10 protein-coding genes, 1 tRNA gene and 1 other RNA gene are annotated in these 12,099 nt (G+C 67.7%); 9 read left to right on the top strand and 3 right to left on the bottom strand.

Going from position 1 to position 12,099, the window contains the following annotated elements; genetic code table 11:
• Window positions 1–26 precede the first annotated feature (26 nt).
• Complete coding sequence (locus tag PWF70_RS01890) at window positions 27–536, bottom strand: hypothetical protein (RefSeq protein WP_006358947.1); 510 nt, start codon at window positions 534–536, stop codon at window positions 27–29.
• A gap of 117 nt (window positions 537–653) precedes the next feature.
• Between PWF70_RS01890 and tgt the strand changes: the two genes are divergently transcribed.
• The 3 genes from tgt (at window position 654) to PWF70_RS01905 (ending at window position 4,621) form a co-directional block, all read left to right on the top strand.
• Window positions 654–1,910 (top strand): tRNA guanosine(34) transglycosylase Tgt, encoded by a 1,257-nt coding sequence (gene tgt, locus PWF70_RS01895; RefSeq protein ID WP_155224944.1) that lies wholly within the window; start codon window positions 654–656, stop codon window positions 1,908–1,910.
• A gap of 286 nt (window positions 1,911–2,196) precedes the next feature.
• Entirely contained in the window at window positions 2,197–3,618 is a 1,422-nt protein-coding gene (locus tag PWF70_RS01900; protein ID WP_155224945.1) for a hemolysin family protein, read from the top strand.
• Entirely contained in the window at window positions 3,611–4,621 is a 1,011-nt protein-coding gene (locus PWF70_RS01905; protein WP_155224946.1) for a hemolysin family protein, read from the top strand. The genes PWF70_RS01900 and PWF70_RS01905 overlap by 8 nt, the downstream gene beginning before the upstream one ends.
• Before the next feature lie 3 nt (window positions 4,622–4,624).
• Here the strand turns inward: PWF70_RS01905 and gluQRS are convergent, their stop codons facing one another.
• A complete protein-coding gene (gene gluQRS, locus PWF70_RS01910) occupies window positions 4,625–5,542 on the bottom strand; it encodes a tRNA glutamyl-Q(34) synthetase GluQRS (protein ID WP_279957160.1) in 918 nt (305 codons plus the stop codon).
• A 145-nt stretch (window positions 5,543–5,687) separates the two neighbouring features.
• Here gluQRS and PWF70_RS01915 point away from each other — a divergent pair, with 145 nt between their 5' ends.
• Window positions 5,688–6,740, top strand: a complete 1,053-nt coding sequence (locus tag PWF70_RS01915; protein ID WP_155224948.1) for an ATP-dependent DNA ligase — start codon at window positions 5,688–5,690, stop codon at window positions 6,738–6,740.
• 2 nt (window positions 6,741–6,742) lie between these two features.
• Entirely contained in the window at window positions 6,743–7,825 is a 1,083-nt protein-coding gene (locus PWF70_RS01920) for a DNA polymerase domain-containing protein (protein ID WP_155224949.1), read from the top strand.
• A gap of 73 nt (window positions 7,826–7,898) precedes the next feature.
• On the opposite strand, the gene PWF70_RS01925 is transcribed toward PWF70_RS01920, so the two are convergent.
• The gene (locus tag PWF70_RS01925) at window positions 7,899–8,747 is read right to left on the bottom strand and encodes an NmrA/HSCARG family protein (RefSeq protein WP_155224950.1); all 849 of its coding nucleotides are present in this window, start codon (window positions 8,745–8,747) and stop codon (window positions 7,899–7,901) included.
• Between the two features lie 79 nt (window positions 8,748–8,826).
• On the opposite strand from PWF70_RS01925, the gene PWF70_RS01930 reads away from it, so the two are divergent.
• The 4 genes from PWF70_RS01930 to PWF70_RS01945 all read left to right on the top strand — a co-directional run bounded on the left by PWF70_RS01930 (window position 8,827) and on the right by PWF70_RS01945 (window position 12,082).
• A tRNA-Ser gene (locus tag PWF70_RS01930) sits at window positions 8,827–8,915 on the top strand.
• 155 nt (window positions 8,916–9,070) lie between these two features.
• Window positions 9,071–9,165: signal recognition particle sRNA small type (gene ffs, locus PWF70_RS01935), an RNA gene on the top strand.
• A 70-nt stretch (window positions 9,166–9,235) separates the two neighbouring features.
• Window positions 9,236–10,510 carry an aspartate aminotransferase type Ic gene (locus tag PWF70_RS01940; protein WP_035754406.1) on the top strand — a complete coding sequence of 425 codons (1,275 nt, stop codon included), beginning with the start codon at window positions 9,236–9,238 and terminating at the stop codon, window positions 10,508–10,510.
• Between the two features lie 111 nt (window positions 10,511–10,621).
• Window positions 10,622–12,082 carry a glycosyltransferase 87 family protein gene (locus PWF70_RS01945; RefSeq protein WP_035754412.1) on the top strand — a complete coding sequence of 487 codons (1,461 nt, stop codon included), beginning with the start codon at window positions 10,622–10,624 and terminating at the stop codon, window positions 12,080–12,082.
• Window positions 12,083–12,099 lie beyond the last annotated feature (17 nt).

Genomic DNA, 12,099 nt, shown 5'->3' on the forward strand with positions numbered 1-12,099 from the left:
TCGCGTGAGGGTCAAGCGAGTTGGGGTCAGGGAGCGAAACCGATGACCGTCGTGTCCTTCTGGCAGGCGGCGAGCACGCCCTGTAGCGCCGACGGCCCACAGGTCCAGCCGCCCACCGACTGCTGCGTGCCGGTGACGATCTTGGGGCCGTACTCGTCGGCGATCGACTTCGCCTGGTCGCAGTCGACGTCGCCGGCGAGGACCAGAACACGCAGCGCGCCGTCGGGGCCGGGGATGCTGCCGCAGGTGGTGCCGGGGCCGCCCTGAGTCGATTCGTCCGCGTCGGCACCAGAGGTGACCGAGTTGGGACGGGCCGACGCGGGCTTGCGACCCGGGACGACGGGTGCGGAGGTCGACGGGGCGTCGGCGGGTTGCTCCGCCGAAGCGACAGCGCCGTTCCCGCCGCTCGCGGAGGTGTCGGTGACATCCTGTTCCGAACCGCACGCGGACAGTGTGAACAGGGCCAACGACAGGCCGAGTGCGGTGGTGGCGACCCTGGCCCCGGAGGCGATGGCGCGGCGCGTTCTGCACGACATGGTCCCCACCGTATCGAATGCCGGAACGCCGGAGCGATAGGTCGTCGAGGGCGCAGACGGGGCCGACGGCGGCGTCGTCGGTTTGGGTGGAGGCCACCGACCTGGGAGGATGCACCGGTGAGCAGTACCGGAACCGAAGTCGCCGACCCCGCCTACACCGTCGGCACCACCCTGCCCGGCACCCGCGGCCGCACCGGGGTGATCAGCACCCCGCACGGCGCGATCCAGACCCCCGCCTTCGTGCCGGTGGGTACCAAGGCGACGGTGAAGACCGTTCTGCCCGAGTCGGTGGCCGAGTTGGGTGCGCAGGCCGTCCTCGCGAACGCGTACCACCTGTACCTGCAGCCGGGCCCCGAGATCATCGATCAGGCCGGCGGGCTCGGTGCCTTCATGAACTGGTCGGGCCCGACCTACACCGACAGCGGCGGATTCCAGGTCATGTCGCTCGGCGCCGGCTTCAAGAAGGTCATCGCGATGGAGGTCAGCCCCGACGACTCGCTCATCGCCGAGGGCAAGGAACGTCTGTCGCGAGTCGACGACGACGGGGTGACCTTCAAGTCGCACCTCGACGGTTCGTCGCATCGCTTCACCCCCGAGGTGTCGATGCAGATTCAGCACCAGCTCGGTGCCGACATCATCTTCGCCTTCGACGAGCTCACCACGTTGATGAACACCCGTGCGTACCAGGAGAATTCGCTGGAGCGTACCCGGCTGTGGGCAATCCGGTGCCTGGCCGAGCACAACAGACTGAGTGTCGAGCGTGCACATCGGCCCCAGCAGGCGTTGTGGGGTGTGATCCAGGGTGCCCAGTACGAGGATCTGCGGCGCAAGGCGTCCCGCGATCTCGTCGCGCTGAGCGAGGCCGATCGCGAGGCCGGCGGCAAGGGCTTCGGCGGTTACGGCATCGGCGGCGCGCTCGAGAAGCACAACCTCGGCACCATCGTCGGCTGGGTCAACGACGAACTGCCCGAGGACGCGCCCAAGCACCTGCTGGGCATCAGCGAACCCGACGACATCTTCACCGCCATCGAGAACGGTGTGGACACCTTCGACTGCGTATCGCCGACGCGCGTCGCCCGCAACGGTGCGATCTACTCGCTCGACGGTCGATACAACATCACGAATGCGAAGTACCGCAACGACTTCCGGCAGCTCGATCCCGAGATCGAGAACTACACCTCGCAGTACAGCCGCGCCTACCTGCATCACCTGTTCAAGGCGAAGGAGGGTCTCGGCCCGACGCTGGCGACCCTGCACAACGTGTCGTTCATCGTCACGCTGGTAGACCGGGCCCGACAGGCGATCGAGAACGGCACGTACATCGAGTACCGCGACGAGTTCCTGCGGCGCTACTACGGTTCGACGCGGGACTGAACGCGTCCCCGACGCCGTGTGGTGGGTCACGTCCCGGAACCGCGCGGAACGGTGATTCGTTGTGACCCCATCGCAACGAGGTTGCGTACACCCCCGAACACTCGGCACCCTGTAGGGGTAATCGAGTACCAGCGAGAGAGACGATGAGACGCGCAAAGCGCCGAAAACGCCGACGACACCCGTCCGCACCCTGCCCCGAACCGGGCCCTGACCCGCGTTCCGGACACGCAGTCCACTGCGAGATCCATCCCGACGTCCCAGGCGTCGAAGCTGATCGGATGGCGACATGCTGACCGTTCTCGGAATCTTCCTGGGAATCCTGGTCGTCCTCGCGATCACCGCCGTCACCGGCTACTTCGTGGCCCAGGAATTCGGCTTCATGGCGGTCGACCGCTCCCGCCTGAAGGCCCGCGCCGAATCCGGTGACGCCGCAGCGAAGCGCGCCCTCTCCGTCACCCGGCGAACCTCGTTCATGCTGTCCGGTGCCCAGCTCGGCATCACCGTCACCGGCCTGCTCGTCGGTTACGTCGCCGAACCGCTGATCGGTTCCGGGGTCGGTGACCTGCTGAGCAACGTCGGCATCCCGGTGGGTGTCGGTGTCGCGATCGGCACGGTCATCGCGATCCTGTTCTCCACCGTCGTGCAGATGGTCTTCGGCGAACTCTTCCCCAAGAACCTCGCGATCGCCCGGCCGGAACCGGTCGCGCTCTGGCTCGCCCGGTCGACAGCGATCTACCTCGCCGTGTTCGGCTGGCTGATCGCGTTGTTCGACAAGGCGTCGAACCTGTTGCTGCGCGCACTGCGGATCGAGCCGGTCCACGACGTCGAACACTCCGCGTCGGTCCGCGACCTCGAACACATCGTCGCCGAGTCGCGCGACGCCGGTGAGCTTCCCGAAGACCTGTCCGTGCTGCTCGACCGCGTGCTCGAGTTCCCCACACGCACAGCCGAACACGCGATGATCCCGCGTCCGCACACCGATCAGGTGGACGCGTCGCTGCCCGCCTCCGAGGTACTCGCTCTGATGAGTACCGGGCACACCCGGTACCCGGTCGCCGGTGACGACGAAGTTCTCGGCGTGGTCCATCTCCACGACCTTCTCGAGTGGTCGTACGCGCTGAAAAAACAACCCGCGCAGGCTGTCCCGACGGCCACCGCGGGTGACCTCTGCCGCCGCGCGGTCGTCGTCCCGTCGACCCTGCCGCTGCCGGAGGTGCTGGAGAACCTCTCTGACGCACACGAGGAGATGGCCATCGTCATCGACGAGTACGGCGGCTTCGCCGGCGTCGTGACCGCCGAGGACATCGCCGAGGAACTGGTGGGCGAGATCGACGACGAGCACGACCCGGAGACCTCCGCGGCGATCGAGAAGACCGCCGGCGGCTGGCGTGTCCGCGGTGACGCCCACGTCGACGAGGTGTCCCGTGCGATCGGTTGGGAACTGCCCGAAGGCGACTACGAGACGATCGCCGGACTGGTGATCGCCGAGTTCGTCGGGTTGCCCGAGGTCGGGGAGACCGTCGAGATCACCATCGATCCCGATCCGGCCTCAGTCCTCGACGACGACGAGGCGCCACCCCGTGTGGTGCGCGTCGATGTCCTCGAGGTCGAGAAGCATGTGCCGGCGCTGGTGTCGATGACACTCGGAACCGAAGTGAGCACCGACGCAGCAGGATCGGACGCCGGACGGGAGGCCGACAATGGATAACCCGTGGGTCATCGGGGTGATCACCGTCTCGCTCATCGCGGCGAGTGCTTTCTTCGTCGCCGTCGAGTTCGCTCTGATCGCGGCCCGACGCCACCGGCTGGAGGACGAGGCCGCGACGAGTAGCAGTGCCCGCGCCGCCCTGCGCAGCGCATCGGAGTTGTCCGTGCTGCTCGCGGGCTCGCAGCTCGGCATCACCGTCTGCACGCTCGCGCTCGGTTCGATCACGAAACCTGCTGTCCACCACTGGCTCACGCCGCTGTTCGAGACCTGGGGCCTGCCGTACTGGTCTGCGGACATCGTCGGCTTCGTGCTGGCGCTCATCATCGTGACGTTCCTGCATCTGGTGGTCGGTGAGATGGCCCCGAAGTCGTGGGCGATCGCCCACCCGGAGCGGTCGGCGATCGTGTTGGCCCTGCCGATGCGAGCCTTCATGTGGCTCACGCGGCCGATCATCGTGCAGCTCAACCACCTGGCGAACTGGTGCCTCCGGCGGGTCGGCGTCGAACCGGTGGACCAGGTGGCCACCGGACAGGACAGCGACGCGCTGCGTCACCTGGTCGAGCACTCGGCGACGGTCGGGACACTCGACGAGCGCTATCACGCGCATCTGACCAGCGCACTCGAACTCGAATCGCTGACGCTCGGCGACGTCGTCACGCCCAGTGACACGTTGGGCGCGGTGCTGCCGACCGCGAGTGCCGACGAGATCCAGACGGCCGGACGGATTTCGGGACACCTCCGGCTGCTGGTGCGCGACGCCGACCGGGGACCGGTGCACGGCGTCGTGCACGTGCGCGACAGCCTGCGCGCGGAGCCGGGTGCCACAGCCGCCGATCTCATGCGCCCGGTGCTGCGGATCGAATCCGGGCAACCGGTCTACGAGGCGCTCGCCGCCATGCGTGAACGCCGCGCCCACCTCGCGCTGGTCACCGACTCCGGCCGGGCCATCGGGCTGATCACGCTCAACGACCTGCTGCAGAGGTTGCTGGCGACGACCGCGTAACCGTCAGGACGACCACTCCGTGGGCCCCAGCAGCCAGGGTTCGCGGGGGAGGGCATCGGGGTCGAAACGGCTTGCGAGCGTGTGGAGATCGACGGTTTCGCCGGGACCTGCGAGGCCCAGCGAGCGAGCGATGTGCGAGAGGACGGTGCCGGCCGGAACACCGCTTGCTGCGAGGTCGGCGAGGGTCACCGCTCCGTCGCGCTTGGAGAGCCGGACGCCGTCGGTGTTGAGCACCATCGGCACATGGGCGTAGGTCGGCGGGGTCTCGCCGAGCAACGTGGCGAGGTAGGCCTGGCGGGGAGCCGACGACAGCAGGTCGTCGCCGCGCACGACCTGATCGACTCCCTGCGCGGCGTCGTCGACGACGACGGCCAGGTTGTAGGCGGGGGTGCCGTCGTTGCGCTGGATGACGAAGTCGTCGACCATCCCGGTGAAGGTGCCGTGGAGCAGGTCGGTCACGGTGAACTCGGTGGTATCGGCCCGGATGCGAAACGCGGGCGGTCGGCCGGCGGCGATCTTCTCGGCGCGCTCGGCGTCGGTGAGGTTCCGGCAGGTGCCGGGGTAGGCGCCCTGCGGTGCATGGGGAGCGGACGGGGCCTCGAGGATCTCGCGACGCGTGCAGAAGCATTCGAAGGTCCGGCCGCCCTTGCGGAGACGGTCGATGATCCGGCCGTAGATGTCCCGTCGTTGCGTCTGATAGACGACGGGGGTCTCCCAGTCCATGCCCAGCGAGGCGAGGTCGGCGAGTTGCCGGGCGTCGGCGCCGGCGACCGCGCGGTCGAGATCCTCCATGCGGATGAGGAACCGCCGACCCGTCGTGCGGGCGAACAACCAGGCCAGCAGGGCGGTCCGCAGGTTGCCGACGTGGAGGTCGCCCGACGGGGACGGCGCATACCGGCCCGCTGCGTGCTGTGTCGACATCGCGTCGAGGTTACCGCGTCGCTCCGACGACCCGCGATGAGAACCGATCTCGCCGGTGGTCTGTCTCTGCGCCAGACCCGGCGGTCGGCCCGGACTTCCGGGCGGGTCGTTGCCAGCGCCCGGAGAAGTGAGGAACAGTGAAGCCATGGATCTTCCGGTCATGCCGCCCGTAGCCCCGATGCTGGCCAAGGCGGTCACCGCCGTGCCGCAGCAGCCCGACGGTGACACCGCCTGGTCGTACGAGCCGAAGTGGGATGGATTCCGCGCGCTGATCTTCCGCGACGGCGACGAGGTGCTGATCGGTTCCCGCGGCGGGAAAGACCTGGCCAGGTACTTTCCGGAGGTCGTGGCCGCGGCAAAGGCCGAGCTGCCGGACAGGGTCGTCCTCGACGGCGAGATCGGGGTGCCCGCACTCATCGGCAACACGCATCGGCTCGACTGGGATTCGCTGGCCCAGCGCATCCATCCCGCCGAGTCGAGGGTCAACATGCTCGCCGAGAAGACACCCGCGATCTTCATCGGCTTCGACGCACTCGCGCTGGAATCGACGTCGGTCAAGGACGAACCGTTCGAGGTTCGTCGAGAGGCGTTGCTGCGCGCGGTCGGACCCGGCGGCCGGGATCGGCGAATGCACGTCAGCCGGGTGACCGGCGACCCCTCGGTCGCCGAGGATTGGTTCTCCGCCTTCGAGGGCGCCGGCCTCGATGGCGTCGTCGCCAAGCGACTCGACGGCCTCTACGTGGAGAACAAGCGCGAGATGCTGAAGATCAAACACAAGCGGACCGCGGACTGCGTGATCTTCGGTTACCGAATCCACAAGTCCGGCAGGGGGATCGGCTCTATGCTGCTCGGGCTCTACGGCGACGACGGCGAGCTGCACATGGTCGGGGGAGCGGGTGCGTTCTCCGACGCCAAACGTGTTGAACTGCAAGAGATGTTCGAGCCGATGCGTCTCGACCCGGACAAGCCGTCGCCGGGTGAACCCACCCGCTGGCGGTCGGAGAAGTCGGGGGAGTGGATTCCCATTCGTCCCGAACTGGTCGCGGAGTTCGCCTACGACCAGATGGAGAACCAGCGTTTCCGCCACACCGTGAAGTTCCTCCGCTGGCGCCCCGACCGGGACCCGGAGAGCTGCGGTTACGACCAGCTAGAGGTTCCGCTCACCTACGACCTGCACGACGTCCTCGAAGGGGAATGACCATGGCATCACGTTCTCCCGCAGAAGAGCTCGACGTCGACGGGGTCGCCGTCCGCCTCAGCAACCCGGACAAGATCTACTTCCCCGAGCTCGGCGAGAACGGCGGCCGCAAGCGGGATCTCGTCGGTTACTACCGGACGCTCGCGCTCGGCGTCGACGACAGCGGTGACGGGCCGCTCATGCGCGCGACGCGCGACCGGCCGACGTTTCTGCAACGCTTCCCCGACGGTGTCGAGGGGGAGGAGATCTACCAGAAGCACATCGCGAAGAAGCGGCCCGACCACGTGCAGTCCACGCCGATCGTGTTCCCGTCCAAACGAACCGGGGACGCCATCCGCCCGACGATGCCGGCCGATCTGGTGTGGGCGGCGAACCTGGGGACGGTCACGTTCCACACCTGGCCGACCCTGCACCCGGACAACGACCATCCCGACCAGCTCCGCATCGACCTCGACCCGCAACCCGGCACGACCTTCGACGACGTCCGGAACGTGGCGATCGACGGGCTGAAACCACTGCTCGACGAGCTCGGCTTCACCGGCTTCGTGAAGACCTCGGGTGGGCGCGGGATTCACGTCTACGTCCCCATCGAGCCGCTGTGGGATTTCATCGCCACGCGGCGCTGTGTCATCGCGATCGCCCGTGAACTGGAACGCCGCGACCCGGACCGGGTCACCACCTCGTGGTGGAAAGAGGAACGTGGGGAACGGATCTTCATCGACTACAACCAGAATGCCCGCGACCGCACGATGGCCTCGCCCTACTCCGTCCGCCGCAGCGCGACCGGCCGGGTCTCGACCCCGGTGACATGGGACGAACTGGCCGATGTCGATCCCGACGACTGCACCATGGCCACCGTCCCGAAGTTGCTGGAGGATCGCGGTGATCCGTGGGCCGACATCGCCGACCACCGCCGCGGCATCGAGAACCTGCTCGAGATGGTCCAGGAGGACGACGCGAACGGGCTGGCGGACATGCCCTATCCGCCCAGCTACCCGAAGATGCCCGGCGAGCCGCCACGTGTGCAGCCGAGCAAGAAGGTCGCCGAGCACTGGGACGAGAAGGGTAACCGGATCGGGGACTGACGCTCCCTGGGATCCGATCCGCATGACGTTGTGCCCGCTTTCCGGGTTCGACGTCATACGGAAGATTCGCGGGTCAACCGCGCAGCGCCTCGGCGGCCCACTCGGCGAAGGTCTGCCAACCGACACCGGGGAACCGGCGGTGCAGTGCGGGGATGTCGACCTCGTAACCGCGATCGCCGAGGAAGCGGAACATCGCACTCATGTCGGGCGACGGGATGCGTTCGGGATCATAGGATTCCGCGCTGACCGTCGTTCCGAGTACGTCGCCGACGATCTGCGCCATCTCCAGAGGCGTCGGATGGTCGGAGGCGATGTCGATCCGTTCGCCGGTGTACGCACCCGGGTTGCGGAACAGCGTCGCGACAAACCGGCCGAGATCGCGGCGTGAGAGTTGTTGCAGCGGTTTGTCCGCAGGCATCGCGATCGGCATGACGCCGGTGGCGAACGCGTCGGACCCGGCGAGCAGGTTGTCGTAGAAGTAGGCCGGCCCGACGATCGTGTGCGGGATGTCGGTGGCGGCGAGCATCCGCTCGACCTCGAACTTGGAGTCGAAGTGGGGGACGGCGGTGTCGCGGTCGGCGGAGGCCACCGACGAGAAGACGAGGTAGGGGAGCGCGGCCGCGGTCGCCGACTCGATCAGCGCGGTGCCCTGGGCGACCTCTGCGTCGACGCCGGACTCGAAGGGCGTCGTCAGCGCGAAGGCTCCCGCCGCGCCGGTGAACGCATCGGTGAGTCCTACGCCACTCACGATGTCGCCGACGGCGAGTTCGACACCGCGGTCGGCGAGCGCCGCGGCCTTCGACGACACGGCGTCGCGGACGAGGGCGCGCACCGCGAAACCGGCGTCGAGCAGCGCGTCGAGGACGGCACCGCCCTGTCCGCCGGTCGCTCCGATCACGACGATGGGAGAGGAATCGGACATGCCCCGACCCTAGTGCCGACCGAGCGGCCGGCAAGCGGGTTTGGGTGTGGGAGTCCCCGGCGGCTATCATCTCGACGTTGGAGGATTCGCCTAGTGGCCTATGGCGCTCGCCTGGAACGCGGGTTGGGTTAACAGCCCTCAGGGGTTCGAATCCCCTATCCTCCGCCACCGAAGGTCCGTGGTGCACGACCCGCAAGGGAGTGCACCGCGGACCTTCGTCGTATCCGGGAGACGATCACCTGCCTCGCCTGCGCGGACCGGCGCCGTCGCGGGGGTGGTGACCACCCGGTGTCACCCGGCTGTGAACCCTCGCTACACTGGACGACGGATCCCGCGCGGCGTGCATCCTGTGAACTCCCCCAGGGCCGGAAGGCAGCAAGGGTCAACGGGCTCTCTCGGGTGCGCGGGGTCCCCTATATCCCCGATTTCCATTTCCAGGTCTGCGTCGTCGGACACTCGCGCCGGCGTCGAGCGCGAGAGGTCTAACGTTGAATTTCCACTCGATGAGTGTCGACCAACTACGAGACACCCAGGCGGATCTGAAGAAGCGTTACGACGAGCTGGCCGCTCTGGGTCTGAAGCTCGACCTCACCCGCGGCAAGCCCGCTCCCGAGCAGCTCGATCTCTCCAACGCGCTGCTGTCGCTCCCCGGCGACGAGTACCGCGACGGCAAAGGCACCGACACCCGCAACTACGGCGGCCTCAACGGCCTGCCCGAGCTGCGCGAGGTCTTCGGCGAGCTGCTCGCCGTCGACCCCGCGAACCTGATCGCGTTCGGCAACTCGAGCCTCGAGCTCATGCACGATCTCACCGTCTTCGGCCTGCTGCACGGCACCGCCGACTCCGACGAGCCGTGGGGCCGCCAGAAGATCAAGTTCCTGTGCCCGTCGCCCGGATACGACCGGCACTTCGCGATCACCGAGAGCTTCGGCATCGAGATGATCCCGGTGCCGATGCTCCCCGACGGTCCGGACGTGCGCCTCTGCGCCGAACTCGTCGCCAACGACCCGAGCATCAAGGGCCTCTGGGCGGTACCCACCTACTCCAACCCGACCGGCGTCACCTTCTCCGAGGCGGTGACCCGCGGACTGCTCGAGATGCCCGCGGCACCCGACTTCCGCATCTACTGGGACAACGCCTACGCGGTGCACACCCTCGTGGAGGCCCCACCGACGCCGCTGCGCGTCCTCGAGATGGCCGCCGAGGCCGGTCATCCCAACCGTGTGTACGTCCTCGGCTCGACGTCGAAGATCACCTTCGCCGGCGGCGGGGTGGCGTTCTTCGGGTCGTCGGACGAGAACCTCGCGTGGTTCAGCAAGTACCTCGGCCTCAAGACCATCGGCCCGGACAAGGTCAACCAGCTGCGTCACCTCAAGTTCTTCGGCGACGCCGACGGCGTGCGCGCCCACATGGCCCGCCACCGCGAGATCCTGGCGCCGAAGTTCAAGCTGGTGCTCGACATCCTCGAAGACCGGCTGGTCGAGTCGAAGGTCGCCTCGTGGTCGGAGCCCGAGGGTGGGTACTTCATCAGTCTCGACGTCGTCGACGGCGCCGCCCGACGCACCATCGAACTGGCGAAGGAAGCCGGAATCGCGCTGACCGGCGCAGGTTCCGCGTTCCCGTACAAGACCGATCCGCACGACCGGAACATCCGTCTCGCACCGACCTTCCCGAACACCGACGACCTGCGGGCCGCGATGGACGGGGTCGCGACGTGCGTGCTCCTCGCCTCGGCCGAGACCCTCCTGGCGGAGCGCAGCTGAGCCACTCGTCTCGCCGACACGCCGCTGTCAAACGCCGGATCGGCGTTAGATAGCTCTCATTCGGCGATGAGTAGCCGGTATGTGCCGACTCTTATGCCACTCTTGTAAATCGTGAATCTGCCCAGGCCGGTTCTTCTCGCATCCGGTTTCGCCATCGTGGGGGTCATCGCTCTTGTCCTCCAGGATGTCGTCGTGCCCTGGGGAGCCCAGTTCTGGGGTCTGCTGAACAACCAGATCGACCTGGCCGTCTATCGGCAGGGTGCTCAAGCGGTCACCGAAGGCGCCAGCCTCTACGACGTCAAGATGATCGGCGACCTCGACTACACGTACTCACCGTTCTCGGCGTTGCTCTTCACTCCGCTCGCGTTGATCTCCTTCGACGTGGCGCGATGGTTGTGGACCGCGGGCATCGTGGTCGCCCTCTATCTCGTCGTCATGCTCAGCTTCCGCAGTCTCGGCCGGCCGGTGACGTGGCCGCTGCGGGTCATCGCGATGTCGCTCGTCGCGGTCGCGATGCTGCTCGAGCCCGTCCGCACCACCATCTGGTACGGCCAGATCAACGTCTTCCTGATGCTCCTCATCCTGGCCGACCTGACCCGTCCCGACACCAGCAGGACCAAGGGCGTGGGCGCCGGCATCGCCGCCGGGATCAAGCTCACGCCGCTGATCTTCGCCGGTTACTACGCGGTGCAACGCAACTGGCGCGCGTTCTTCGGTGTCATCGGCGGCTTCGTCATGACCGTCGCGATCGGGTTCATCGTCCTGCCGCGTGACTCCTGGGCCTACTGGACCGGCAAGCTGTTCCAGTCCGAACGTGTCGGTTCGGCGCAACTGCGCGGCAACCAATCGATCCGCGGAATGCTCGCCAACCACCTCGACACCGACCACCCGTCGACACTCCTGTGGGGAGCCCTGGCACTGACCGCGCTCGTCGCCGGATTCGCGGTCGCCACCTATGCCCACCGCAGGGGCCAGGAACTGCTCGCGATCAGCATCGTCGGCATGACCGCATGCGTGGTGTCGCCGATGTCGTGGGGGCACCACTGGGTCTGGTTCGTGCCGATCGTGGTGATCGGGGTCCACCTGGCCCTCGACCTGAGGCGAACCCAGCTCGAGCGGGGCCTGGCGGCGGTGGGTGTTGCGGCGCTCGTGTTGCTCGCGTTCGCGTGGCCGACGCACGTCCCCGCGCTCGTTCCCGATGGCTACTACACCGGGCTCTACGTGAAGACGCGGGTCACCTGGCTCAACTGGTTCACCGTCAGCCCCTATCTGTTCGCGTTCGTGGGAATCCTGATCGCGACGGTCGTCGCCCTGCGGGTTTTCGGCTCCCGTTCGACCACCGCGGCCGAGCCGGCTGCGGTCATCGCCCCGGGGGTCGCGGCAGCGGTCATCGCCGACGGCGGACTGGCCGGCGAGCCGGCCGAGGGCGGGAGTCCGCGGGTCGTCGAACCGTCGGCACGAGCCGACGCCGAGCGGGTGAACGTGTCCGACGACATGGCCGATGACCTGGTCGGAACCGCCGGTGAGTCGATGGGTGAAGCACCCGAGACGGGGGCGTCGCCCGCAGTGTGAGGCAGGCGCATCCGATG

The organism is Gordonia sp. Swx-4 (assembly GCF_030316175.1).
Classification (GTDB): Bacteria; Actinomycetota; Actinomycetes; order Mycobacteriales; family Mycobacteriaceae; genus Gordonia; species Gordonia alkanivorans.

Bases quoted from the DNA above. Each gene is read 5' to 3' on its own strand.
- PWF70_RS01890 (WP_006358947.1), bottom strand. From the start codon at position 536: ATGTCGTGCAGAACGCGCCGCGCCATCGCCTCCGGGGCCAGGGTCGCC.
- PWF70_RS01915 (WP_155224948.1), top strand. From the start codon at position 5,688: ATGGATCTTCCGGTCATGCCGCCCGTAGCCCCGATGCTGGCCAAGGCG.
- PWF70_RS01900 (WP_155224945.1), top strand. From the start codon at position 2,197: ATGCTGACCGTTCTCGGAATCTTCCTGGGAATCCTGGTCGTCCTCGCG.
- PWF70_RS01920 (WP_155224949.1), top strand. From the start codon at position 6,743: ATGGCATCACGTTCTCCCGCAGAAGAGCTCGACGTCGACGGGGTCGCC.
- gluQRS (WP_279957160.1), bottom strand. From the start codon at position 5,542: ATGTCGACACAGCACGCAGCGGGCCGGTATGCGCCGTCCCCGTCGGGC.
- PWF70_RS01905 (WP_155224946.1), top strand. From the start codon at position 3,611: ATGGATAACCCGTGGGTCATCGGGGTGATCACCGTCTCGCTCATCGCG.
- PWF70_RS01925 (WP_155224950.1), bottom strand. From the start codon at position 8,747: ATGTCCGATTCCTCTCCCATCGTCGTGATCGGAGCGACCGGCGGACAG.